This is a genomic window from Pseudomonas sp. NPDC087336 (genome assembly GCF_044744285.1).
In the GTDB taxonomy this organism is placed as follows: Bacteria; Pseudomonadota; Gammaproteobacteria; order Pseudomonadales; family Pseudomonadaceae; genus Aquipseudomonas.
In genome coordinates this window covers 1-21,934 of the sequence record NZ_JBIUYA010000030.1, presented here as the reverse complement: position 1 = coordinate 21,934, position 21,934 = coordinate 1, and the positions used below count along the sequence as shown (strand labels likewise).

Annotated in this window: 18 protein-coding genes and 3 pseudogenes; 12 read left to right on the top strand and 9 right to left on the bottom strand. The window is 60.5% G+C overall.

Annotation, left to right across the window (positions count from 1 at the left end):
• Positions 1 to 51: 51 nt before the first annotated feature.
• Positions 52 to 1,404 (bottom strand): GntP family permease, encoded by a 1,353-nt coding sequence (locus tag ACIO0C_RS24805; RefSeq protein ID WP_401315931.1) that lies wholly within the window; start codon positions 1,402 to 1,404, stop codon positions 52 to 54.
• An 81-nt stretch (positions 1,405 to 1,485) separates the two neighbouring features.
• On the bottom strand, positions 1,486 to 2,019 hold the full coding sequence (locus ACIO0C_RS24800; protein ID WP_401315930.1) for a gluconokinase: 534 nt from the start codon (positions 2,017 to 2,019) through the stop codon (positions 1,486 to 1,488).
• A 215-nt stretch (positions 2,020 to 2,234) separates the two neighbouring features.
• Between ACIO0C_RS24800 and ACIO0C_RS24795 the strand changes: the two genes are divergently transcribed.
• Entirely contained in the window at positions 2,235 to 3,266 is a 1,032-nt protein-coding gene (locus ACIO0C_RS24795) for a LacI family DNA-binding transcriptional regulator (protein ID WP_401315927.1), read from the top strand.
• Positions 3,267 to 3,346: 80 nt separating this feature from the next.
• Positions 3,347 to 3,985, top strand: coding sequence for a glutathione S-transferase family protein (locus ACIO0C_RS24790; protein ID WP_180203207.1), 639 nt, complete (start codon positions 3,347 to 3,349; stop codon positions 3,983 to 3,985).
• A gap of 339 nt (positions 3,986 to 4,324) precedes the next feature.
• On the opposite strand, the pseudogene ACIO0C_RS24785 reads toward ACIO0C_RS24790, so the two are convergent.
• The 3 genes and pseudogenes from ACIO0C_RS24785 to ACIO0C_RS24775 all read right to left on the bottom strand — a co-directional run.
• Positions 4,325 to 4,741 (bottom strand): annotated as a pseudogene (locus ACIO0C_RS24785) (methyl-accepting chemotaxis protein); the annotation flags it as partial.
• 129 nt (positions 4,742 to 4,870) lie between these two features.
• A pseudogene (locus ACIO0C_RS24780) lies at positions 4,871 to 5,539 on the bottom strand (PAS domain-containing protein); the annotation flags it as partial.
• A 536-nt stretch (positions 5,540 to 6,075) separates the two neighbouring features.
• The gene (locus ACIO0C_RS24775; protein ID WP_401315922.1) at positions 6,076 to 6,735 is read right to left on the bottom strand and encodes a peptidase inhibitor family I36 protein; all 660 of its coding nucleotides are present in this window, start codon (positions 6,733 to 6,735) and stop codon (positions 6,076 to 6,078) included.
• A 228-nt stretch (positions 6,736 to 6,963) separates the two neighbouring features.
• Between ACIO0C_RS24775 and ACIO0C_RS24770 the strand changes: the two genes are divergently transcribed.
• The 8 genes from ACIO0C_RS24770 to ACIO0C_RS24735 all read left to right on the top strand — a co-directional run bounded on the left by ACIO0C_RS24770 (position 6,964) and on the right by ACIO0C_RS24735 (position 16,734).
• Positions 6,964 to 9,414, top strand: coding sequence for a penicillin acylase family protein (locus tag ACIO0C_RS24770; protein ID WP_401315919.1), 2,451 nt, complete (start codon positions 6,964 to 6,966; stop codon positions 9,412 to 9,414).
• A gap of 193 nt (positions 9,415 to 9,607) precedes the next feature.
• The gene (locus tag ACIO0C_RS24765; RefSeq protein WP_401315918.1) at positions 9,608 to 10,639 is read left to right on the top strand and encodes a ligase-associated DNA damage response exonuclease; all 1,032 of its coding nucleotides are present in this window, start codon (positions 9,608 to 9,610) and stop codon (positions 10,637 to 10,639) included.
• Complete coding sequence (locus ACIO0C_RS24760) at positions 10,636 to 12,321, top strand: ATP-dependent DNA ligase (protein ID WP_401315917.1); 1,686 nt, start codon at positions 10,636 to 10,638, stop codon at positions 12,319 to 12,321. The genes ACIO0C_RS24765 and ACIO0C_RS24760 overlap by 4 nt, the downstream gene beginning before the upstream one ends.
• Before the next feature lie 217 nt (positions 12,322 to 12,538).
• Complete coding sequence (locus tag ACIO0C_RS24755; RefSeq protein WP_401315916.1) at positions 12,539 to 13,321, top strand: transporter substrate-binding domain-containing protein; 783 nt, start codon at positions 12,539 to 12,541, stop codon at positions 13,319 to 13,321.
• Between the two features lie 56 nt (positions 13,322 to 13,377).
• Entirely contained in the window at positions 13,378 to 14,106 is a 729-nt protein-coding gene (locus ACIO0C_RS24750; protein WP_401315914.1) for an ABC transporter permease, read from the top strand.
• Entirely contained in the window at positions 14,103 to 14,813 is a 711-nt protein-coding gene (locus tag ACIO0C_RS24745) for an ABC transporter permease (RefSeq protein ID WP_401315912.1), read from the top strand. Before ACIO0C_RS24750 ends, ACIO0C_RS24745 begins: the two co-directional genes overlap by 4 nt.
• A 24-nt stretch (positions 14,814 to 14,837) precedes the next feature.
• Complete coding sequence (locus ACIO0C_RS24740; RefSeq protein ID WP_401315910.1) at positions 14,838 to 15,956, top strand: succinylglutamate desuccinylase/aspartoacylase family protein; 1,119 nt, start codon at positions 14,838 to 14,840, stop codon at positions 15,954 to 15,956.
• Positions 15,957 to 15,969: 13 nt separating this feature from the next.
• A complete protein-coding gene (locus ACIO0C_RS24735; RefSeq protein WP_401315909.1) occupies positions 15,970 to 16,734 on the top strand; it encodes an ABC transporter ATP-binding protein in 765 nt (254 codons plus the stop codon).
• A gap of 41 nt (positions 16,735 to 16,775) precedes the next feature.
• Here the strand turns inward: ACIO0C_RS24735 and ACIO0C_RS24730 are convergent, their stop codons facing one another.
• Positions 16,776 to 17,279, bottom strand: coding sequence for a hypothetical protein (locus ACIO0C_RS24730; protein WP_401315907.1), 504 nt, complete (start codon positions 17,277 to 17,279; stop codon positions 16,776 to 16,778).
• A 129-nt stretch (positions 17,280 to 17,408) separates the two neighbouring features.
• Here ACIO0C_RS24730 and ACIO0C_RS24725 point away from each other — a divergent pair, with 129 nt between their 5' ends.
• On the top strand, positions 17,409 to 19,895 hold the full coding sequence (locus tag ACIO0C_RS24725) for a ligase-associated DNA damage response DEXH box helicase (protein WP_401315905.1): 2,487 nt from the start codon (positions 17,409 to 17,411) through the stop codon (positions 19,893 to 19,895).
• Entirely contained in the window at positions 19,895 to 20,548 is a 654-nt protein-coding gene (gene pdeM, locus ACIO0C_RS24720; RefSeq protein ID WP_401315902.1) for a ligase-associated DNA damage response endonuclease PdeM, read from the top strand. The genes ACIO0C_RS24725 and pdeM overlap by 1 nt, the downstream gene beginning before the upstream one ends.
• Before the next feature lie 107 nt (positions 20,549 to 20,655).
• Here pdeM and ACIO0C_RS24715 read toward each other — a convergent pair whose 3' ends face one another.
• From ACIO0C_RS24715 to ACIO0C_RS24705, 3 genes and pseudogenes are all read right to left on the bottom strand, one after another.
• Entirely contained in the window at positions 20,656 to 20,865 is a 210-nt protein-coding gene (locus tag ACIO0C_RS24715; RefSeq protein WP_008060697.1) for a hypothetical protein, read from the bottom strand.
• Between the two features lie 107 nt (positions 20,866 to 20,972).
• Positions 20,973 to 21,539, bottom strand: a complete 567-nt coding sequence (gene dcd, locus ACIO0C_RS24710; protein ID WP_007940589.1) for a dCTP deaminase — start codon at positions 21,537 to 21,539, stop codon at positions 20,973 to 20,975.
• A 303-nt stretch (positions 21,540 to 21,842) separates the two neighbouring features.
• Positions 21,843 to 21,934 (bottom strand): annotated as a pseudogene (locus tag ACIO0C_RS24705) (FAD-linked oxidase C-terminal domain-containing protein); the annotation flags it as partial.

The following is a 21,934-nucleotide window of genomic DNA, read 5'->3' as shown; positions in this document are numbered from 1 at the left end:
CACCCACAAAAAAACCGCATCGCTGCGGTTTTTTTGTGTCTGGCGAATCGCTTAGACGAACAACGACAGCAACAGGATGAAGCCCAGGCCCACCACCGACAGAATGGTCTCCATCGCGGTCCAGGTCTTGAATGTCTCTGCCACGGTCATGTTGAAGTACTGCTTCACCAGCCAGAACCCGGCGTCGTTAACGTGAGACAGGATCAACGAACCGGCACCGGTGGCCAGTACCAGCAGTTCACGGTTAACCCCTGGAATCATCCCCACCACCGGCACCACGATGCCCGCGCCGGTAATGGTCGCCACGGTCGCCGAACCGGTCGCGATGCGGATCACCGCCGCCACCAGCCATGCCAGGAGGATTGGCGAGATTTGCGCAGCCACCGCCATGTTGCCGATGACATTACCCACGCCACTGGTCACCAGCATCTGCTTGAAGCCGCCACCTGCACCGATGATCAGGATGATCGCGGCGGTTGGCGCGAGGCTCGCGTCCAGCCATTTGAGCATCTGGTTGGAACCAATGCCCTGCTTGTAGCCGAAGGTGTACAGCGACAGCAGCAGCGACAGCAACAGCGCCGAGATCGGGTGACCGATCAGGTCCATGAAGGTGCGGAAGAAGTTGCCTTCCGGCAGCACCACATCGGCAAAGGTTTTCAGCAGCATCAGGAACACCGGCAGCAGCACGGTGACCAGGGTGATACCGAAGCTCGGCAGTTCGGCCGAGTCCGATTCGCGGGCCAGTTGGTCCACCAGCTCCTGGTTCGGATGACCGGGGATGTGCTTGGCGATGAAGGTACCGAAGATCGGGCCGGCAATGATGGCCGTCGGCAACGCAACGATCAGGCCATACAGAATGGTTTTACCGATGTCGGCACCGAACACGCCGATGGCCAGCAACGGACCCGGGTGCGGTGGCACCAGGCCGTGCACCGCGGAGAGGCCGGCCAGCAGCGGGATACCGATCTTGATGATCGACACGCCCGTGCGGCGGGCAACGATGAACACCAGTGGAATCAGCAGCACGAAGCCGATTTCGAAGAACAGCGGGATGCCCACCAGGAAGGCCGCGAACATCATCGCCCACTGCACCTTGTCCTTGCCGAAAGCGCGGATCAACGTCTGGGCGATCTGGTCCGCCCCGCCCGACTCGGCCATCATTTTGCCAAGCATGGTCCCCAGCGCAAGGATGATCCCGACAAAACCGAGCACGCCGCCAAAGCCATCCTGGAACGCCTTGATGATGGTGCCGATCGGCATGCCGGAGGTCAGCCCGAGGAAAGCGGCGGCGATGATCAGGGCAATGAAGGGGTGGAACTTGAACTTGGTGATCAGGACGATAAGCCCGATCACCGTGACCACTGCGTCGAGCAGCAGGAACGTCTCGTGGGACATGCCAAACATTAGGGGTGTCTCCTGTTTGTTGTTGTTATTAAAGCGGGTTAATCAGAAGTCGTGAGGACAGCGCTGTCTTTGAAAGCACGTTCATACCGCCTGCTTCAGGCCGTTGGCCTGCCACCAGGTGTGGGCCTGCGCGGCCAGTTCTTCAACGCTGTAGATAGAAGCATTGAGCGCCAGTGTCAGTGGCTCACCCTTGGGAGACTCGAGGGTGGCGAACTGACTTTCGATCAGGGTTGCCGGCATGAAATGGCCTGGCCGATGGGAGACGCGTTCGGCAGCAACTTCCGGGGTCAGTTCCAGGAACACGAAGCCCAGGCCCGGCAAGGCGCTGCGCAGGCGTTCGCGATAAACGTGCTTGAGCGCCGAGCAGGTCAGCACCGGGCGCTGGCCCAGGGCATCGATGCGGCGCAGCTCATCGCACAGGCTGTCGAGCCAGCCGGCACGGTCTTGATCGTTCAGGGGAATTCCCGCGCTCATCTTTTCGATATTGGCGGCAGGATGGAAAGAGTCGCCTTCAATGGCAGTGGCGCCGCTCAGTTGGCACAGGGCTTCGCTGACGCACGTCTTGCCGCAACCGGCAACGCCCATGATGACCAGGGCGGTGATGTGATGATTCATGTAACACCTCAGCGCGCAGACAGCGCTACCTTTGCAAGCTATGACGCTCGATCAAAAGCAGAAGTTGCCGACGCCTTTCTTGTCATTTTGTGGGTTGCAGCATGTGTGTTCCCAACGCCAAAAAGCGAGGATCAGGCGAACCCCCGCTCACGCATTTGCAGCTGCATCGAGACAGCGCTACCTTAGTGCCTTGAATTTTGTTTGGCAAGCCGTCGATGACTCCAACTAAAAACGATAAAAACACACGCACCACTGGCCGCCCCACCCTGAACGAAGTGGCACGCCTGGCCGGTGTCAGTCCGATTACCGCCTCCCGCGCCCTGCGCGGGGTCAGCACGGTGGCCACCGAACTGGTGGAAAAAGTCCAGAAAGCCGCGCAGGAACTCAACTACGTGGTCAACCCCGCGGCCCGTGCCCTGGCTTCGGCACAGAGCCATTCGGTGGTGGTGCTGGTGCCGTCCTTGTCCAACCTGCTGTTCATCGACACCCTGGAAGCCATTCATCAGGTGTTGCGCCCCAAGGGCTTCGAAGTGCTGATCGGCAACTTCCATTACTCGCGCGACGAAGAAGAAAACCTGCTGCGCAACTACATGGCCTATCAGCCCCGGGGCTTGCTGCTGACCGGTTTCGACCGCACGGAAAGTTCGCGGCGGATGATCGAAGCCAGCAACATCCCGTGCGTGTACATGATGGAGCTCGACAGCGCGGCCGGGCTCAATTGCGTCGGCTTCTCGCAACTGGCGGCCGGCGAAACGGCGGCCGAACATTTGCTCTCGCGCGGTCGCAAGCGCCTGGCCTACATCGGCGCGCAGCTGGACCAGCGCACCCTGCTGCGCGGTGAAGGTTTTCGCAAGGCACTGAAAAATGCCGGCCTGTATGACCCCGCTCTGGAAGTGCTGACCCCGCGCGCCTCCTCCGTCGGACTGGGCGGCGAACTGTTCCTGCAACTGCTGGCAAGTCATCCGGATGTCGATGCGATCTTCTTCGGCAACGACGACCTGGCCCAGGGCGCGCTGCTTGAGGCCATGCGTTGCGGGATCAAGATCCCCGAACAGGTGGCAATTCTGGGCTTCAATGATTTGCCGATGTCGGAACACATGGTCCCGCGCCTGAGCAGCATCAACACCCCGCGCGAAGCCATCGGCCGGCGCGCGGCGGAGCAGATGCTGACGCTGATGGCCGGCAACACCGTGGCCAAGCCGGTGCAGGACATGGGGTTCGAGTTGAAAGTGCGCGAGAGCACCTGAGGCTAAAATCAAGATCAAAAGATCGTAGCCTGCGGTAGCTCCTACACTTGCCTATACGCCACTCTCGTTGGAGTCGTTCCATGGAACACACACTGAAGATTCTGGGAAAAGCCTCGTCGATCAACGTCAGAAAGGTCCTGTGGACCTGCGACGAACTGGGCCTTTCCTACGAACGCGAGGATTGGGGCAGCGGTTTTGCCTCGACCCACAGCCCTGAGTTTCTCCGGTACAACCCCAACGCGCAGGTACCGGTGATCATCGATGAGGCCGGTGTGCTGTGGGAGTCCAACACCATCTGCCGCTACCTGAGCGCAAAACACCAGCATCACCACACGGAGCTGCTACCCAGCGAACCTGCCGCCCGCGCGCGGGTGGAGCAGTGGATGGATTGGCAAGCCACCGATCTCAATTCGTCCTGGAGCTATGCGTTCATGGCGCTGGTGCGCAAGGATCCGGAGTTCCAGGATGCACATCGCATCGACATCAGCGTGCGCGGCTGGAACCAGAAAATGGCCATTCTCGAACATCAGCTCGCGACCACCAAAGCCTATGTCGCCGGGGCGAAATTTACCGTGGCCGACATTGTCATCGGCCTCTCGGTCAATCGCTGGCTGATGACGCCCATCGAGCGCCCTGACTATTCGGCGGTGGACGAGTATTTCAAGCGCCTGGCGCAACACCCGGGCTTCCTCAAACACTGTTGCAATGGCCTGCCTTGAGCGAATTCCGATAGCGGTCGAGCACTGCGGTCGAGCACTGCCGCCGGGCGAATGCCCCGGTGAAGATCCGACCGCCGAAGCCGCCGCCGGCCTGCAAAGCGTCATGCCACGCAACAGGTGAGCGAAGCCTCGCGCATCAGCGATAACGTCGATGAAGCGTTCGCCAAGACCCTCGTAGGCCTGCAAGCAACCTCCGCGCCGCTGCCTGACGAGATGCTGTTTTTTTTGTAGGAGCCCGGCTTGCCGGCGAAGGCGTCCTTAAACATTGCGCTCGTCTTACGGGCGCCTTCGCCGGCAAGCATGGCTGCTACAAGAGCACATTCGAAATCAGGTGGGTGATCAGTTCAACTGCAACGTCGAGTTGAACTGGCTGATCGCGTCCACCACATGGCGCGATCCCTGCTGGATCTCCAGGATCACCTCCCCCGCCTCGTTCGCCAGTTCCACGCCCAGCCCGGTTCGACTCAGGCTCGACTGCATGCTCGAAACCGCACTCAATGACAGGTCGTGGTTCTTGCGCACCACCTCGACAATTTCCAGGGTGGCCTGGCTGGTGCGTGCGGCAAGGCTGCGCACCTCATCGGCCACCACGGCAAAGCCTCGCCCATGCTCGCCGGCCCGAGCCGCTTCGATGGCGGCGTTGAGCGCCAGCAAGTTGGTCTGATCGGCAATCCCGCGGATGGTCTGGACGATGGTACCGATGATGTCAGACTGTTTACTCACCGCATCGATGCTCAGCGCCGCCTGGTTCAGGTCCCTGGAGATGTCCTGGATGATCTGCACCGTCTGCTGCACCACCTCGGAGCCCTTGCGCGCGCAGGCGTCGTTTTGCACCGAGGTGCTGTGGGCCGAGTCCGCGGCGGTTTGCAGGGTGGTCATCTGCTGGGTGATGTCGCTGGCGAACTTGACCACTTTGTACAGGCGGCCCTTGGCGTCGAACAGCGGATTGTAGGAGGCTTCCAGGAAGATCGTCTGACCCTGCTTGTTCTTGCGCTCGAAACGATGGGAGTGATATTCGCCGCGGTTCAGCGAGGCCCAGAAATTCCTGTAGCCCTGGGATTCCGCTTCGGCGCGATGACAGAACAGGCTGTGATGCTGACCGACGATTTCATGGAGCGAGTACTGCGTGGTTTTCAGGAAGTTTTCGTTGGCCGTGATCACCCGACCTTCGGGGGTGAACTCGATTACCGCCATGGAGCGGCCAAGGGCGGCGAGCCTGCTTTGGTTTTCGTGTTCCTGGTGAACCCGGGCGGAAATGTCAGTGGCCACCTTGATCACGCTGCGCACCTGCCGGTCCGGGCCGAACACCGGCATGTAGCTGGCTTCGAGCCAGATCTCCTTGCCACTCTTGTTCAGGCGCAGGAAGGTTCCGCTGATCGGTTCGCCCCGAGCCAGATCACGCCACAACTTGGCGTACTCTTCACTACGGTAAAACGCCTCTTCACAGAATATCCGGTGGTGTTTGCCGCGCACTTCATCGGCGCTGTAACCCATGGCGCTACAAAAATTCTCGTTGGCTTCAAGGACAATGCCATCGGGGGTGAATTCAATCATCGCCATTGACCGGCTGACGGCAGCCAGCTTGGCGTTGGCTTCAGTCAGCGCGCAGCTGAAACGTTCGATTTCCAGCAGGTCAGCCTTGTGATGCAAGTTAAACATGGTCGTATCACCTATGCGCGTTTATGAAAGTTGCTGGTCTTTCAAATCCACCACTACGTTCAACAGAACAGGCACACGCGTTCCTCCAAGGAGGAGGAACCAATCAGGTGATAGGTGATGTTCGATCGGAGGGGTCCTTATCGCGACACTCTCATCAAGACATCCTTCTCTTGATAGCCCTGGGGGGCCGGCCCTAACGTGCTCATAAGCGAACTCCATTTCCGGACAGCTTCCTGCAAGTGTGTCGGTGCCTTGGGTTGCGCACTCTGGCAGCTTGGCTCGGTGATCCACACACGGCGATAACGGTCGGCATGGTTAGTTAGACGTCAGCATAGACAGCGGCCTCCGGCTTGCAAGGCCACTAGTCGGCCAGTATCGAGGACAAAATCGGTTCAGCGGGTGAAGGGCTGGTCTGGTCGTCAGCCTATTTTCTACCGGGCAAACAACATGAACATGGGCGCAAACGCGATACTCACGATCCGGTCGTTATTCTCGAACAGTCGGCTCTGGGAATTGATCTCCGTCCAGGTGTCGATGATGCGGGCATCCTCGGGAATACTGAACGGACAACAGCCCTTACCGAGGATCACTTCCCTGATATTGCTCATCACCATGGTGCCCCTGGCGCCAGGCCCATCCACGCCGAAGATCTTCACCGAGCCGGTCTTGTTGTTGTGTTGCCAGGAGGAGACCTCGGCGCTCATACCGTAGTCGGACAGGTCGACGGGCCGGCTTTTCGCAGAACTGAGCAATGACAATTTCCGGCCCGCAAAATCCGCGGCGCTCCAGAGACAGATGTAACCATAGTCACAAGTGCGGTCAGACGGCCCCGAGTCGCCGGGTACCGGGAAGGCCAGCACGACGGCACCCTCGTCGTAAGTCACTTGGGTAGGACTGACTTGCTTCCCACCGGACTTACGAATGAGCTGTCGGTCGATTTGCCGTTGCACCTCGGCTTTTTGCTCAACCGTCATGGGCGGCTCAAACAAGGCGTAGGGGCTGCGCTCGAGCGTCGCCTGTTTTGCCGAAAAGAACAGTGCGCCGATACCGAGGCAGATTGCCACGACACTGACCAGCCATTTGCGGTTCATGTAGAGACCCCGTACGCCAGGCACGCTGAGCCCATTCAGCGTGAGCAGGAAACCAGAGTCCCGTCAGCACCTTTGATTGTCTACTGTCAGAAATAACAGGCTCGACCGATGGCGCCATCCGGCCGATTCTTGAAATAACCCCGCGTCCCGCTTGCGCGCCCCCCTCCTGCTCACTAACGTAGCGCCTTTATTTCGCGCCGCCGCCTTTACCCCCGCAGGAGCTTTGCCATGGCCTCGCCAGCCCTTTCCCATTTTCTACCCCGGTTCGGCGTTGCCGCAGCAGTGGCGGGCGCCTTGAGCCTGACCGGTTGCCAGAGCTTCAATGCCCAGGACAGCCTCCTACCAACGACTGGCGTGGAGCCGATCAAAGGCTTGGCGCAGAACGTTTCGGTGCGACGCAATGCCATGGGCATGCCGTTGATCGAAAGCAGCACCTTCCACGACGCACTGTTTGCCTTGGGTTATGTGCACGCCAGTGACCGCATCACGCAAATGGTCACCCTGCGATTGCTTGCCCAGGGTCGATTGTCCGAGATGCAGGGGGCGGACCTGTTGGACGCTGACCGCTATATGCGCGCGGTCAACCTGAAGAAAAGCGCCGGCGAGTTGTACAAGGCCTCTTCACCCCGGCTCAAGCGCTTCTTCGAAGTCTATGCCCGCGGGGTCAACGCCTATCTGTTCCGCTACCGCGACAAGCTGCCTGCCGACCTCGTCGCCACTGGCTACAAGCCCGAGTACTGGAAGCCGGAAGATTCGGCGCTGATTTTCTGCCTGCTCAACTTCAGCCAGTCAGCCAACCTGCCCGAGGAAATTGCCTCGCTGGTGCTGGCCCAGACCGTCACCAGCGAAAAACTGCCGTGGCTGACCCCGTCCGCCCCGGATGAAAAATTGCCGCTGGGCGAAAGTGAAAAGCTGCAAGGCATCAAGCTCAACGGACAGGTACCCGGCCTGGCGGACATCAGCAAGGCCACCGGCCAGCTGTCCGAGCTGAATCTGCTGGGCGCCACCTCCTCGAACAACTGGGCCATTGCCCCGCAACGCAGCCGCAGCGGTAAAAGCCTGCTGGCCAGCGACAGCCATGGCCCGATGGGGGTGCCGACGCTGTTCAGCTACGTGCAGATCCGCGCACCGAAGTATCAGGCTTCCGGCGTGACCGTCGCCGGCCTGCCGATGATCCTGGGCGGCTTCAACGGCAAAGTGGCCTGGAGCATGACGAGCGTCATGGGCGATAACCAGGACCTGTTCCTGGAAAAAATCAAACGCCAGGGTAACGGGCTGTCCTACGAAACCGCTGGCAAGTGGCAGCCGGTGATCGTGCGCAACGAAACTTACTTCGTCAAAGGCCAGCGGCCGATACGCGAAGCCGTGTTCGAAACCCGTCACGGCCCCCTGCTCAACAGTGCCCAGGGCCTGGCCCAGGGCAGCGGTTTCGGCCTGGCTTTGCAAACACCGAGCTTTACCGACGACAAGAGCCTCGACGCCTTCTTTGATTTATCCCGGGCGCAGAACGTCGAGAAAGCCTCGGACGCCAGCCGCGAGATTCGCGCCATTGCCCTGAACCTGGTGTTTGCCGATGCCAGCAACATTGGCTGGCAAGTCACCGGCCGCTATCCGAACCGCCGCGAAGGCGAAGGCCTGCTGCCATCGCCTGGCTGGGAGGGACGTTACGATTGGGACGGTTACGCCGACCCGATGCTGCACCCCTACGATCAGGACCCGGCCCAGGGCTGGCTCGGCACCGCCAACCAGCGGGTCATTCCCCATGGCTATGGCATGCAGCTGTCCAATTCCTGGTCGGCACCGGAACGTGGCGAGCGCCTGGCCGAACTGGCTGGCGTGGGCAAACACGACACCCGTAGCCTGATCGCCATGCAATACGACCAGACCACGACATTCGCCGCCAAACTGAAGAAAATGTTCGAAGCACCGGGCATGTCACAGCCGCTCAAGCAGGCCATCGAGGCCTTGCCGGTGGCAGATCGTGGCAAGGCCCGCGAGACCCTGACCCGCTTGATGGCGTTTGACGGCAAACTCGCCTCGACCTCCGCCGACGCAGCGATTTACCAGTTGTTCCTTCAGGAAAGCACTCGGCAGATTTTCCTCGATGAACTGGGACCGCAGGGCAGCCCGGCGTGGCAGGCCTTCATCAGCAATGGCGCCTTGTCTTACGCGGCGCAGGCCGATCACTTGCTGGGGCGTGAAGACAGTCCGTTCTGGGATGATGTGCACACCGCGCAGAAGGAAGACAAACCGGCGATCCTCGCCCGCAGCCTGGCCGCGGCGATCACCGCAGGCGAGAGTCAATTGGGCGGCGATCGTAGAGCCTGGCAGTGGGGCAAACTTCACCGCTATGAGTGGAAGAACGCCAGTGGCCAGATTGTGCGCGGTCCGCAGCCGGCCGGCGGCGACCACACCACCCTCAACACCGCCGCGTACGCCGTGGGCCAGGACTTCAACACGACGCGGGTACCGGCCATGCGCCTGATCGTGGACTTCGGCCAGCCGGAACCGCTGATGGGCCAGATCGCCACCGGCCAGTCCGGCAACCCGGCCAGCCCGAACTACCTCAACGGTATCGAGCCGTGGCTGAAGGGGCAGTACCAGAGCCTGCCGATGCAGCCGGAGAACTTTGACAGGGTGTATGGGACCAAGCGGTTGACCCTGACGCCAGGCAAATAACGCGGGACCAAAATGTGGGAGCGGGCTTGCTCGCGAAGGCGGTGTACCAGTCAACATACCTGTTGAATGTGCAGCCGCTTTCGCGAGCAAGCTCGCTCCTACAGGGGTAGGTTGTTTACCCCTTGAATCCCGATAGAACTTCTCCCCCCGCGCCAGCCTCCTAGCTAACAAGCCCCTCCACATGGATTGCACCGTGGATCTTGTCATCGCGCGTCCTGAAGGTTTGTACTGCCCCGCGGGCGATTTCTACATCGACCCGTGGCGGCCGGTCGAGCGTTGCGTCATTACTCACGCCCATGGCGACCACGCCCGTACCGGCAACCAGCATTATCTGGCTGCGGCGCCCGGTGAAGGGATACTGCGCGCGCGACTGGGCCAGGACATCAACCTGCAAACCCTGGTATATGGCGAGCGGTTGCTGCATCACGGCGTCACCCTGAGTTTCCACCCTGCCGGTCACGTCCTTGGCTCGGCCCAGGTGCGCCTGGAATATGGCGGGGAAGTCTGGGTGGCGTCAGGGGACTACAAGATCGAACCCGACGGCACCTGCGCGCCGTTCGAACCGGTGCGCTGTCACACCTTCATCACCGAGTCGACATTCGGCCTGCCGATCTATCGCTGGCAGCCGCAGGCGCAGGTCTTTGCCGAGATCAATCAGTGGTGGCAAGCGAATGCCGCACAAGATAAAGCCAGCGTGCTGTTCTGCTATTCCTTCGGCAAGGCCCAGCGCATTCTCCACGGCATTGATGCCAGTCTCGGGCCGATCCTGACTCATGGCGCGGTCGAGCCGCTAAACCGTGTCTACCGTGAGGCTGGCATAGACCTGCCACCGACGCTCTACGCCGGCGACTTCCAGAAGAGCGATCCGCTGCTGCGCACAGCACTGGTCATCGCCCCACCTTCCGCCGGTGGCAGCACCTGGATGCGCCGCTTCGGTGACTACAGCGACGGCTTCGCCAGCGGCTGGATGCGTTTACGCGGAGCACGTCGGCGACGCGGTGTGGATCGCGGGTTCGTGTTGTCCGATCACGCTGACTGGCCGGGCTTGCTTTGGGCCATCGAACAGACTGGCGCTGAACGGGTGATGGTCACTCACGGTTCTGTCGCGGTCCTGGTGCGCCACCTGCGTGAACAAGGCCTCGATGCCCAGGGCTTTCGCACCGAGTACGGTGACGACGAGGAGGCATCAACGGTCGAAACCGAGAGCGTCGAGGCGCTGCCATGAAGGCTTTCGCCCAGTTGTACGCCGAGCTCGACGCCACCACGTCGAGCAACGCCAAGCTGGCGGCGATGCAAGACTATTTTGCCCGGGCCGCACCGGAAGATGCGGCGTGGGCGGTGTACTTTCTGTCCGGAGGCCGCCCCAGGCAGTTGGTGCCGGTACGCGTCCTGCGTGAGTTGGCCGTCGCGTATTCCGGGCTTTCAGCCTGGCTGTTCGAAGAAAGCTACCAGGCGGTGGGCGATCTGGCGGAAACCATTTCCCTGGTGCTGCCCGAGATGCCCTACCGTTCCAGCGACGGCCTGGCGGTGTGGATCGAGGACAAACTGTTGCCCTTGCGCGGCGAATCCCCACAGGTGCTCGCCGAACGCCTGCCCGTTCTCTGGTCGCAGCTGGACCGTCCCAGCCTGATGCTGTGCATCAAATTGATCACCGGCAGCTTTCGTGTCGGTGTCTCCAAGTTGCTGGTGACCCGGGCGCTGGCCTCCATGGCTGGCCTGGACAGCAAGCGCGTGGCGCAGCGAATGGTCGGCTACACCGACCTGTCCCACCGGCCGAGTGCCGCCAGCTACTTGAAGTTAATCGCCGCGCAATCCCCCGACGAGCATGCGCAACGCGGCGGTCAACCGTATCCGTTTTTTCTCGCCCATGCCCTGGCACAACCGGTCGAACAATTCGAAGCGCTGCTCGGCACCACCAGCCAGTGGCAGGTGGAATGGAAGTGGGACGGCATCCGCGCCCAAATCGTCAAGCGCGAGGGGCGCCTGTGGATCTGGTCCCGGGGTGAAGAGTTGCTCACCGATCGCTTTCCTGAATTTGACAGCCTGATCCACTGCTTGCCCGACGGCACCGTGATCGACGGCGAGATCGTCGCCTGGAAAGCCGCTCACGCAGGGACCGAAGATGCCTTCGATCCGCCCCCGGATTCCCCTGCCGTACAACCTTTCGCCCTGCTACAGCAGCGCATCGGCCGGAAAAACCTCACCCGTAAGATTCTCAATGACGTACCGGTGGTCATCCTCGCGTACGACTTGCTGGAATGGCAAGGCGAGGACTGGCGCAATCAGCCGCAAAACCGGCGGCGCAGTCAACTGGAGGAGCTAATCACCCAGGCCAACAATCCACTGCTGCTCGCCTCGCCCCTGTTGACCGGCGAAGACTGGTTCGACCTCGCCGGGCAGCGGGAAGCATCGCGCAGGCTTGGGGTCGAAGGCATGATGCTCAAGGCAAGGGACGCGCTCTACGGCGTCGGTCGCACCAAGGACATGGGGGTCTGGTGGAAATGGAAAGTCGACCCCTTCAGTGTCGACGCGGTGCTGATCTATGCCCAGCGCGGCCATGGCCGGCGGGCCAATCTCTACAGCGATTACACCTTCGCCGTCTGGGACGCGCCACCCGACGCCAGCGAGCGCGCGCTGGTGCCGTTTGCCAAGGCCTATTCAGGGTTGACCGATGAACAAATGCGCCAGGTCGACAACATCGTGCGCAGGACCACGGTGGAAAAATTCGGCCCGGTGATCAGCGTCAAGCCCAGCCTCGTGTTTGAACTGGGTTTCGAGGGCATTGCCTTGTCCAAGCGGCACAAAAGCGGGATTGCGGTGCGGTTTCCGCGGATGCTGCGCTGGCGCCAGGACAAATCGGTTGAAGAGGCGGATCACCTGGGCACATTGCAGGATTTGCTCGGCTGAATGCCTCTTTGCCAGCGCTGTGCGGATCCAGAAAAGTGCGGGCTTTTCATGACGCCCATTTTCGTGCACTAATCCCCTCCGGCAATTTCTCGAAAAACCTTTTAAACGCTTGTTCGGCACTATGGTTCGGAAATTGCTACTTTCATTAGGGCTTACGCTTACCAGTAACAATAATTCTGCGCCACAAGCGCTCATATTGGTTCTTAGGGATTGAATAATGAAAAAAGCATTGCTGACCCTTTCTGCACTGGCGTTGTGCGTGGCAGCCGGTTCCGCGCTGGCAAAGGAATACAAGGAACTGCGTTTTGGTGTTGACCCTTCCTACGCACCGTTCGAGTCGAAAGCGGCCGACGGCAACCTGGTGGGCTTCGACATCGACCTGGGAAACGCGATCTGCGCCGAGCTGAAGGTCAAGTGCAAATGGGTCGAAAGCGACTTCGACGGCATGATTCCTGGCCTCAAGGCCAATAAATTCGACGGTGTAATCTCTTCGATGACCGTCACCCCGGCCCGCGAAAAAGTCATCGACTTCTCCAATGAGCTGTTCTCCGGCCCAACCGCCTACGTGTTCAAGAAAGGTTCCGGCCTGACCGAAGACGTTGCTTCGCTCAAAGGCAAGACCGTCGGCTACGAACAAGGCACCATCCAGGAAGCCTATGCCAAGGCCGTCCTGGACAAGGCGGGGGTAAAAACCCAGGCCTATCAGAACCAGGACCAGGTGTATTCCGACCTGACTTCCGGCCGTCTCGACGCCGCGATCCAGGACATGCTGCAAGCTGAACTGGGCTTCCTGAAGTCGCCAAACGGTGCCGGTTACGAAATTAGCAAGCCGGTCGACAGCGAACTGCTGCCAGCCAAGACGGCAATTGGTATTAAGAAAGGTAACACCGAGCTGAAAGCACTTTTGGATAAAGGTATCAAAGCGTTACACGATGATGGCACCTACGCCACCATTCAAAAGAAACACTTTGGCGATCTGAACCTGTACAGCGGCAAGTAATGCCCGGCGCCCATCTCGCGATGGGCGCTTTTTTCATTCGATCAGGTTGCTGATTTATGTTCGAAAACCTCCTGCAAAATCTGGGGCTCTCCGCCTTCAGCCTCAAGGGCTTTGGCCCGCTGCTGATGGAAGGCACCTGGATGACCATCAAGTTATCGGCGATGTCGCTGCTGGTGGCCGTATTGCTCGGCCTGCTCGGCGCCAGTGCCAAGCTGTCAAAAGTCAAACTGCTGCGCCTGCTCGCCCAGTGCTACACCACGCTGATTCGCGGGGTGCCGGACCTGGTGCTGATGCTGCTGATCTTCTACAGCCTGCAAACCTGGCTGACGTCGCTCACCGATTACATGGAATGGGAATACATCGAAATCAACCCGTTCAGCGCCGGGGTACTGACCCTGGGCTTCATTTACGGCGCCTACTTCACCGAAACCTTCCGCGGCGCGATTCTCGCCGTGCCTCGCGGCCAGGTCGAAGCGGCCGTCGCCTACGGGCTCAAGCGCGGGCAGCGGTTTCGCATCGTGGTGTTCCCGCAAATGATGCGCTATGCCTTGCCGGGTATCGGCAACAACTGGATGGTCATGCTCAAGGCCACTGCACTGGTGTCGATCATCGGCCTCGCCGACCTGGTCAAGGCAGCCCAGGATGCGGGTAAAAGCAGCTATCAACTGTTCTACTTCCTGGTGCTCGCCGCCCTGATCTACCTGCTGATCACCAGTGCGTCCAACATCATTCTGCGCTGGCTCGAACGCCGCTACGCCGCCGGTACCCGGGAGGCCGTACGATGATCGAACTCTTGCAGGAATACTGGAAACCCTTCCTCTACAGCGACGGCAACAACATCACTGGCCTGGCCATGACCCTGTGGTTGCTCAGTGCATCGATTTTCATCGGCTTCATCGTCTCGATTCCGCTGTCGATCGCCCGGGTTTCACCGCACTTCTACATTCGCTGGCCGGTGCAGTTCTACACCTACCTGTTCCGCGGCACGCCTTTGTATATCCAGCTGCTGATCTGCTACACCGGGATCTACAGCCTGGCCGCCGTGCGCGCGCAACCGCTGCTCGACAGCTTCTTTCGCGATGCGATGAACTGCACCATCCTGGCGTTCGCCCTGAACACCTGCGCCTACACCACGGAGATCTTCGCCGGGGCGATCCGCAGCATGGCCCACGGTGAAGTCGAAGCCGCCAAGGCCTACGGCCTGACAGGCTGGAAGCTGTATGCCTACGTGATCATGCCTTCGGCCCTGCGTCGCTCGCTGCCTTACTACAGCAACGAAGTGATCCTGATGCTGCACTCGACCACCGTGGCGTTCACCGCGACCATCCCGGACATCCTGAAAGTCGCTCGGGACGCCAACTCGGCGACCTTCCTGACCTTCCAGTCGTTTGGCATCGCCGCCCTGATCTACCTGACCGTCACCTTTGCGCTGGTCGGCATGTTCCGCCTCGCCGAACGCCGATGGCTGGCCTTCCTCGGGCCAACTCACTAGGACCCGCTTCGGGATACACGACAAATGCGCCACCAGATACATGATTTGCTCACCCCACTGCCGGGGACCACACGACAGATCCACAGTTTTCACTTCGGCCCTCAACCGGCCAGCGGCAAGATCTACATCCAGTCGTCCCTGCACGCCGATGAAATGCCCGGCATGCTGGTGGCGTGGCACCTCAAGCAACGCCTGGCGGAGCTGGAAGCCGCCGGCCGGCTGCGCAGCGAAATCGTCCTGGTACCCGTGGCCAACCCGGCGGGCCTGGAACAGGTACTGATGGATGTACCGCTGGGCCGCTATGAGCTCGAAAGCGGACAGAACTTCAACCGCTGGTTCGTCGATTTGAGCGAAGAAGTGGGCAACGCGATCGAAGGCCAGCTCGGCGACGACCCGCAGCGCAACCTCGAACTGATCCGCGACAGCCTGCGCCAGGCATTGGCGCGGCAGACCGCCAGCACCCAGCTGCAATCCCAGCGCCTGACCCTGCAACGGCTGGCCTGCGATGCCGACATGGTGCTGGACCTGCATTGCGATTTCGAGGCTGTCGCCCACCTGTACACCACGCCCGAGGCCTGGCCGCAGGTCGAGCCGCTGGCCCGCTACATCGGTGCCCAAGCCAGCCTGCTGGCTACCGATTCCGGCGGTCAGTCGTTCGATGAGTGCTTCACCCTGCTCTGGTGGCAGTTGAAAGAGCGCTTTGGAGAGCAGTTCGACATTCCCCTGGGCAGTTTCTCGGTCACCGTCGAACTGCGCGGTCAGGGCGACGTCAACCACCCACTGGCGAGTCTCGACAGTCAGGCGCTGATTGATTACCTGATTGGTTTCGGCGCGATTGCCGGTGAGTCGGCGCCATTGCCCGACCTGCCCTACCCGGCCACCCCCCTGGCCGGAGTGGAACCTGTGGCGACGCCGGTCGGCGGCTTGCTGGTGTTCAGTGCGCTGCCGGGGCAATACCTGGAAGCCGGGCAACTGATCGCCGACATCATCGACCCGATCAGCGACCGTGTCACACCCGTCCATTGCACGGTTGCCGGCCTGATGTACGCCCGCTCACTGCGCCGCATGGCCACGGCCGGCATGGTGATCGCCCACGTCGCGGGCGTCGAAGCCTATCGCAGCGGCTACCTACTTTCGCCTTGAGGATGCATGTTCCATGTACAAACTGACCATTGAAGGCCTGCATAAAAGCTATGGCGATCATGAGGTGCTCAAGGGCGTTTCGCTCAAGGCCAACACGGGCGATGTCATCAGCCTGATCGGTGCCAGCGGCTCCGGAAAAAGTACTTTCCTGCGCTGCATCAACTTCCTCGAACAGCCCAACGACGGTGCCATGAGCCTCGACGGCCAGGCCATCCGCATGATCAAGGATCGTCACGGCATGCACGTGGCCGATCCCGATGAACTGCAGCGAATTCGCACCCGCCTGGCCATGGTGTTCCAGCATTTCAACCTGTGGAGCCACATGACGGTGCTGGAAAACATCACCATGGCCCCGCGCCGGGTGTTGGGCTGCAGCAAGCAGGAAGCCGAAGACCGTGCCCGACGTTACCTCGACAAGGTCGGGCTGCCAGCGCGCGTAGCAGATCAATACCCGGCATTCCTTTCCGGAGGCCAGCAACAACGGGTGGCGATTGCCCGTGCGTTGGCCATGGAGCCGGAAGTGATGCTGTTCGACGAACCGACCTCGGCACTGGACCCGGAACTGGTGGGTGAAGTGCTCAAGGTGATCCAGGGCCTGGCCGAAGAAGGCCGGACCATGATCATGGTCACCCACGAAATGAGCTTCGCGCGCAAAGTGTCGAGCCAGGTGTTGTTCCTGCACCAGGGCCTGGTGGAGGAGGAAGGCGCGCCGGAGGACGTGCTGGGCAACCCGAAGAGCGAGCGTCTGAAACAGTTCCTCAGCGGCAACCTGAAGTAACAGCCCTTGAAACGGGAGCCAGGCGGACTGGCTTCCGTGACTCAACTGGCTTCGTACTCCAACCTGAAACTGCCGTTTTCCACCTCGATACCTTCGGCATCCAGCCCACGAAAGCTACCGGCAAACTGCGCGTCGCCCCCTACGGTCAATTCAAGCGCTCCTCGATACAACTCCGCTTCCGAATCACCCGTCACATGAATGATCATCGGTGAGCGTTCACTCAACCCCAGATGAAACCTGCCACTCTCGATACCCAGCGGCAGATAGACATAAAACGCCTTGTCCTGACCATTGGTCGCGCCAAGGCAGTGCAAGCCGGCCTGCTCGAAATAATCGAGCGTCGGCGCTGCCCGAAACGCGAGGAGCTTCCCGCTCTCCGTGATCAAATCGGCGCGCAAATGCCCCGCACGAACTGACTTCATCTGAATGTTCCTTTTCATATTCATGGTCGACGGCTCGCTGCCTGCCTCGGCAAGACGCGGCAGGGCGAACAGCGCAGCGATAAAACCACGGCCCATCGCCCAATAGGTTTCAACGACAAACACAGTTATTTCCGAATATGAGAAATGCTCGGCGAAGACCATCTACCTTGGCAGGAGCTACGTTCAGTCATTAAACCTTTCGGGTTACACCGTGGTCAGTCAAAGAACACTCTTAGAGCGCACGCCGCCGGTATGGGAACCACCACCGACTTCGCCAAACGCTGGTTCACCGCTCGCGACTGGAAGCCGTTCACCTTTCAGAAACAGGTATGGGCAGCCGTCCAACAAGGGCAATCCGGTCTGTTGCACGCCAGCACCGGCACCGGCAAAACCTATGCGCTCTGGTTCGGCGTGCTCAATCGCTTCGCCCCCTCTGCGCCTGCGGTTGAAACACCACGCAAACGAAAACCCGTGGCCGATCCCCTGACCGTATTGTGGATAACCCCGATGCGCGCCCTGGCTGCCGACACCGCCCGCGCGCTGCAAGGGCCGCTGCTCGATTTGCAGATCCCGTGGAGCGTCGGCCTGCGTACAGGCGACACCAGCAGCAGCGAACGAGCGCGCCAGAGCCGGCGCCTGCCCACCGCACTGATCACCACCCCGGAAAGCCTGACGTTGATGCTCGCCCGAGCCGACGCGCAAACAGCACTGTCGACCTTACGCATGGTCGTGGTCGACGAATGGCACGAATTGCTCGGTAACAAGCGCGGCGTGCAGCTGCAACTGGCCCTGGCGCGTCTGCGCCGATGGAGTCCGCAATTGATCGTGTGGGGCGTTTCCGCGACGCTGGGCAATCAGGACCACGCCGAGCAGGTATTGATCCCACAGGGCGGCGGCATCAGCGTTCAAGGCAGTGACCATAAAAAACTGCAGGTTGATACGCTGCTGCCGCCCGGGATCGAACGCTTTCCATGGGCCGGACATATCGGCCTGAAAATGTTGCCGCAGGTTGTCGCGCAACTGAATGACAGCACCAGCAGCCTGGTCTTCACCAATACTCGGGCGCAATCGGAAATCTGGTATCAGGCCTTGCTTGAAGCAAGGCCGGACTGGGCCGGGCTGATCGCACTGCATCACAGTTCGTTGTCGCGTGAAACCCGCGACTGGGTGGAGCGCGCGCTCAAGGAAGGTCAACTCAAAGCGGTGGTCTGCACCTCCAGCCTGGATCTGGGGGTGGATTTCCTGCCGGTGGAACGGGTGTTGCAAATTGGCTCGGCCAAAGGTGTGGCGCGGCTGATGCAGCGTGCGGGTCGTTCCGGGCACGCACCGGGGCGAATTTCACGGGTAACGCTGGTGCCGACGCACAGCCTGGAGCTGATCGAAGCCGCAGCGGCACAGGACGCCGTGGCGCAGCGACGCATCGAACCTCGAAAGTCACCTCATAAACCCTTGGATGTGCTGGTCCAGCATCTGGTCAGCATGGCGCTGGGCGGCGGGTTCGTACCCGATGAGTTGTACGAAGAGGTCCGAGGAGCCTGGGCTTATCGCGATCTCAGCATGGCGGACTGGACCTGGGCACTGGCTTTCGTACGCCATGGCGGACTTTCCCTGACAGCCTATCCGGATTACCGCCGGGTCGAACCGGATGAACAGGGAATCTGGCGCGTACCCGATGCGCGGTTGGCCCGACGTCACCGCATGAGCATTGGCACGATCGTCAGCGATGCGAGCATTCAATTGAAGTTCTGGAGCAAGGGCGGTGGTGGCAAACAACTGGGCAGTGTTGAAGAAGCTTTCATCGCACGGCTCAAACCGGGTGACGGCTTTCTGTTCGCCGGACGCCTGCTGGAGTTGGTGCGCGTGGAAAACATGACCGCCTATGTCAAACGTAGCACCGTGAACAAAGCCGCGGTACCGCGCTGGAATGGCGGGCGAATGCCACTTTCCAATGAACTGGCGCAAGCGGTGGTCGCGAGGTTCAGCGCGGCGGCGCTCGGCGAATTCAGCGGCCCGCAGATGCAGGCACTGCGTCCGCTGCTGGAGCTGCAACAACGCTGGTCTGGCTTGCCGACGACGCAATCGTTGCTGGCTGAGGCGCTGAAGTCCCGTGAGGGCTGGCATCTTTTCCTTTATCCCTTCGCCGGTCGCCAGGTGCATCTTGGCCTGGGAAGTTTGCTGGCGTGGCGAGTCAGTCAGCAGCAGGCTGTGACGTTTTCCATCGCGGTCAATGATTACGGGCTGGAACTGCTGAGCGCCACCCCTGTGGACTGGACGCAAGCGTTGAACCCGGGGTTGTTGAGTCCGGAGCATTTGCTCAGGGACGTACTCGCCAGCTTAAATGCCGGAGAACTGGCCTTGCGGCGCTTTCGGGAAATCGCCCGGATCGCCGGGCTGGTGTTCGCCGGTTACCCCGGCGCTCCGAAAAGCACTCGTCAGGTTCAAGCCTCGAGTGGGTTGTTTTTCGAGGTGTTCAAACAGTACGACGCGGAAAATCTGCTATTGGCCCAGGCCGGCGAAGAAGTTTTGCGAGAAGAACTGGATATTCATCGTCTGGAGCAGACGTTGGCTCACATCAGTAATCTGCGTCTCGACCTGCATCAGGTCAAACGTCCTACGCCCCTCGGGTTTCCACTGTTGGTGGAACGTATGCGAGAGAGCATGAGTTCGGAAAAACTCGCCGACCGCATCAGGCGCATGGTCAGCGACCTCGAGAAAACCGCCACGACTGGGAAAGCCTGATGAGAACACCCTACCCCGTGCAACTGGCCGGCGAGGAACTTTGGCTGCTACCGGAGAAAGCCCTCTACTGGCCTGCCCAGCAAGCCTTGTTGATCGCCGACGTGCATTTCGGCAAGGCCGCCGCCTACCGAAGCCTTGGCCAACCGGTCCCCCAAGGCACTACTAGCCACAATATCGCCGTGCTCGACGGACTGCTGGCCACCCTGCCCTGCCGCCAGCTGATTTTCCTCGGTGACTTTCTTCACGGACCGGGCTCCCATGCCGCCGCCACGCTCAAAACCTTGGCTGACTGGCGAACACGCAACGCCGAGTTGCCCGTGACATTGATTCGCGGCAACCACGACAAGCGTGCAGGGGATCCGCCGGCCTCGTTGAACATTGGCGTAGTGCCGGAGCCATTGCTGCTGGGGCCGTTCGCTTTGCAGCACGAACCGCAACCGCATCCGGATCTACATGTGCTCGCCGGTCACATACATCCGATCTACCGGCTCAACGGTCGGGGGCGGCAAAGCCTGCGGCTGGCCTGTTTCAGACTTGGCGAGGACATCAGCCTGCTACCGGCCTTCGGCGCGTTTACCGGGGGCTATCCGGTGGAACGGGACGACCACTGCAGGATTTTTGTCATCGGTGATAACGAAATATGGCCCCTGTAGGAGCGAAGCTTGCTCGCGATGGACGTTAACGGTGACGAGGACTGTCTGGAAAACTCGTTGCCCTCACGTTCATCGCGAGCAAGCTTAGCTCCTGCAGAAAGGCTATCTCATGCCACCGGCGCAGGAGGCGGCTCGTCGGGCAAGGTTGGCTCACCGGGCTCGGTCGGTTGTTCGTTGGGGGTATCGGGATCAGGCTGGCCGGGGATGCCCCCTGCCATGCTGACGGGCGGGTGTGCCAACAAGGACCAGGCCAAAACGCCAACCTGATTGGGCTCAAGCCTTGCCAGTTCGGCACTTATTCTGGGATCGATCTTCATAAAGCACTCCTGGGCGATGGCCCGATCCGCCTTGCGCGAATCGGAACAGTACACCCCATAGAGTGTACGCTCGCCCAGGAATTCCCAAGGTCCGTCGGACGGCTGACTCAGGTGCGTGGCAAGGTGACGCCACGCTGGCCCTGATACTTGCCGCCACGGTCCTTGTAGGAGACTTCGCACTCTTCGTCGGATTCGAGGAACAGCATCTGCGCCACGCCTTCGTTCGCGTAGATTTTCGCCGGCAAGTTGGTGGTGTTGGAGAATTCCAGGGTCACGTGACCTTCCCACTCAGGCTCGAGCGGCGTGACGTTGACGATGATGCCGCAGCGCGCGTAGGTGCTTTTGCCCAGGCAAATGGTCAATACATTACGCGGAATGCGGAAGTATTCGACGGTGCTGGCCAGAGCGAAGGAGTTTGGCGGAATGATGCACACGTCGCTGTGGATGTCGACGAAGCTGCCGGCATCGAAGTTTTTCGGGTCGACAATGGCCGAGTTGATGTTGGTGAACACCTTGAAGTGATTGGTGCAACGCACATCGTAGCCGTAGCTCGAAACGCCGTAGGAGATCACACGGCTATCGTCGCTACCGCGCATCTGGCGCTCGACGAAAGGCTCGATCATGCCGTGTTCCTGCGCCATGCGGCGAATCCACTTGTCCGATTTGATGCTCATGGCGGGTGTCCTGAATAGCGAGGTCGAAAAATTCTGTCCGGCATCTTACCGGGCGCGCCGCCGGGTTCAAAGTCCGCGCTGCAATTCCGGCCGAACAGGCAGGAATTAGCTGCGTTGGCGACGAACCGTCACACCGTCGATCCTTAAAAGAGAGAAACCTTCGCAAGAAACATTGGCACGTTCCGGAAAAAGGGTTAAGGTGGCGTCACTGTGTTGCTTGTGTCACTGAGAATCTCTACACGATATGTTGAATTTCGATCCAACCATCTACAAGAATTTTTCCTGCTCTTTGCACTCAGTCTCGATCTCAACCGGGGAACGGCTGTAGGTCAGGTAATCACGCTTGGTCATGCCCACGCCGTGTTCCGCGGAAATCGAGCCGTTGTACTTCTCGA

Coding starts and splice junctions, on each gene's coding strand:
- ACIO0C_RS24805 (WP_401315931.1), bottom strand. CDS start 1,404: ATGTTTGGCATGTCCCACGAGACGTTCCTGCTGCTCGACGCAGTGGTC.
- ACIO0C_RS24800 (WP_401315930.1), bottom strand. CDS start 2,019: ATGAATCATCACATCACCGCCCTGGTCATCATGGGCGTTGCCGGTTGC.
- ACIO0C_RS24795 (WP_401315927.1), top strand. CDS start 2,235: ATGACTCCAACTAAAAACGATAAAAACACACGCACCACTGGCCGCCCC.
- ACIO0C_RS24790 (WP_180203207.1), top strand. CDS start 3,347: ATGGAACACACACTGAAGATTCTGGGAAAAGCCTCGTCGATCAACGTC.
- ACIO0C_RS24775 (WP_401315922.1), bottom strand. CDS start 6,735: ATGAACCGCAAATGGCTGGTCAGTGTCGTGGCAATCTGCCTCGGTATC.
- ACIO0C_RS24770 (WP_401315919.1), top strand. CDS start 6,964: ATGGCCTCGCCAGCCCTTTCCCATTTTCTACCCCGGTTCGGCGTTGCC.
- ACIO0C_RS24760 (WP_401315917.1), top strand. CDS start 10,636: ATGAAGGCTTTCGCCCAGTTGTACGCCGAGCTCGACGCCACCACGTCG.
- ACIO0C_RS24755 (WP_401315916.1), top strand. CDS start 12,539: ATGAAAAAAGCATTGCTGACCCTTTCTGCACTGGCGTTGTGCGTGGCA.
- ACIO0C_RS24750 (WP_401315914.1), top strand. CDS start 13,378: ATGTTCGAAAACCTCCTGCAAAATCTGGGGCTCTCCGCCTTCAGCCTC.
- ACIO0C_RS24745 (WP_401315912.1), top strand. CDS start 14,103: ATGATCGAACTCTTGCAGGAATACTGGAAACCCTTCCTCTACAGCGAC.
- ACIO0C_RS24740 (WP_401315910.1), top strand. CDS start 14,838: ATGCGCCACCAGATACATGATTTGCTCACCCCACTGCCGGGGACCACA.
- ACIO0C_RS24735 (WP_401315909.1), top strand. CDS start 15,970: ATGTACAAACTGACCATTGAAGGCCTGCATAAAAGCTATGGCGATCAT.
- ACIO0C_RS24725 (WP_401315905.1), top strand. CDS start 17,409: ATGGGAACCACCACCGACTTCGCCAAACGCTGGTTCACCGCTCGCGAC.
- pdeM (WP_401315902.1), top strand. CDS start 19,895: ATGAGAACACCCTACCCCGTGCAACTGGCCGGCGAGGAACTTTGGCTG.
- ACIO0C_RS24715 (WP_008060697.1), bottom strand. CDS start 20,865: ATGAAGATCGATCCCAGAATAAGTGCCGAACTGGCAAGGCTTGAGCCC.
- dcd (WP_007940589.1), bottom strand. CDS start 21,539: ATGAGCATCAAATCGGACAAGTGGATTCGCCGCATGGCGCAGGAACAC.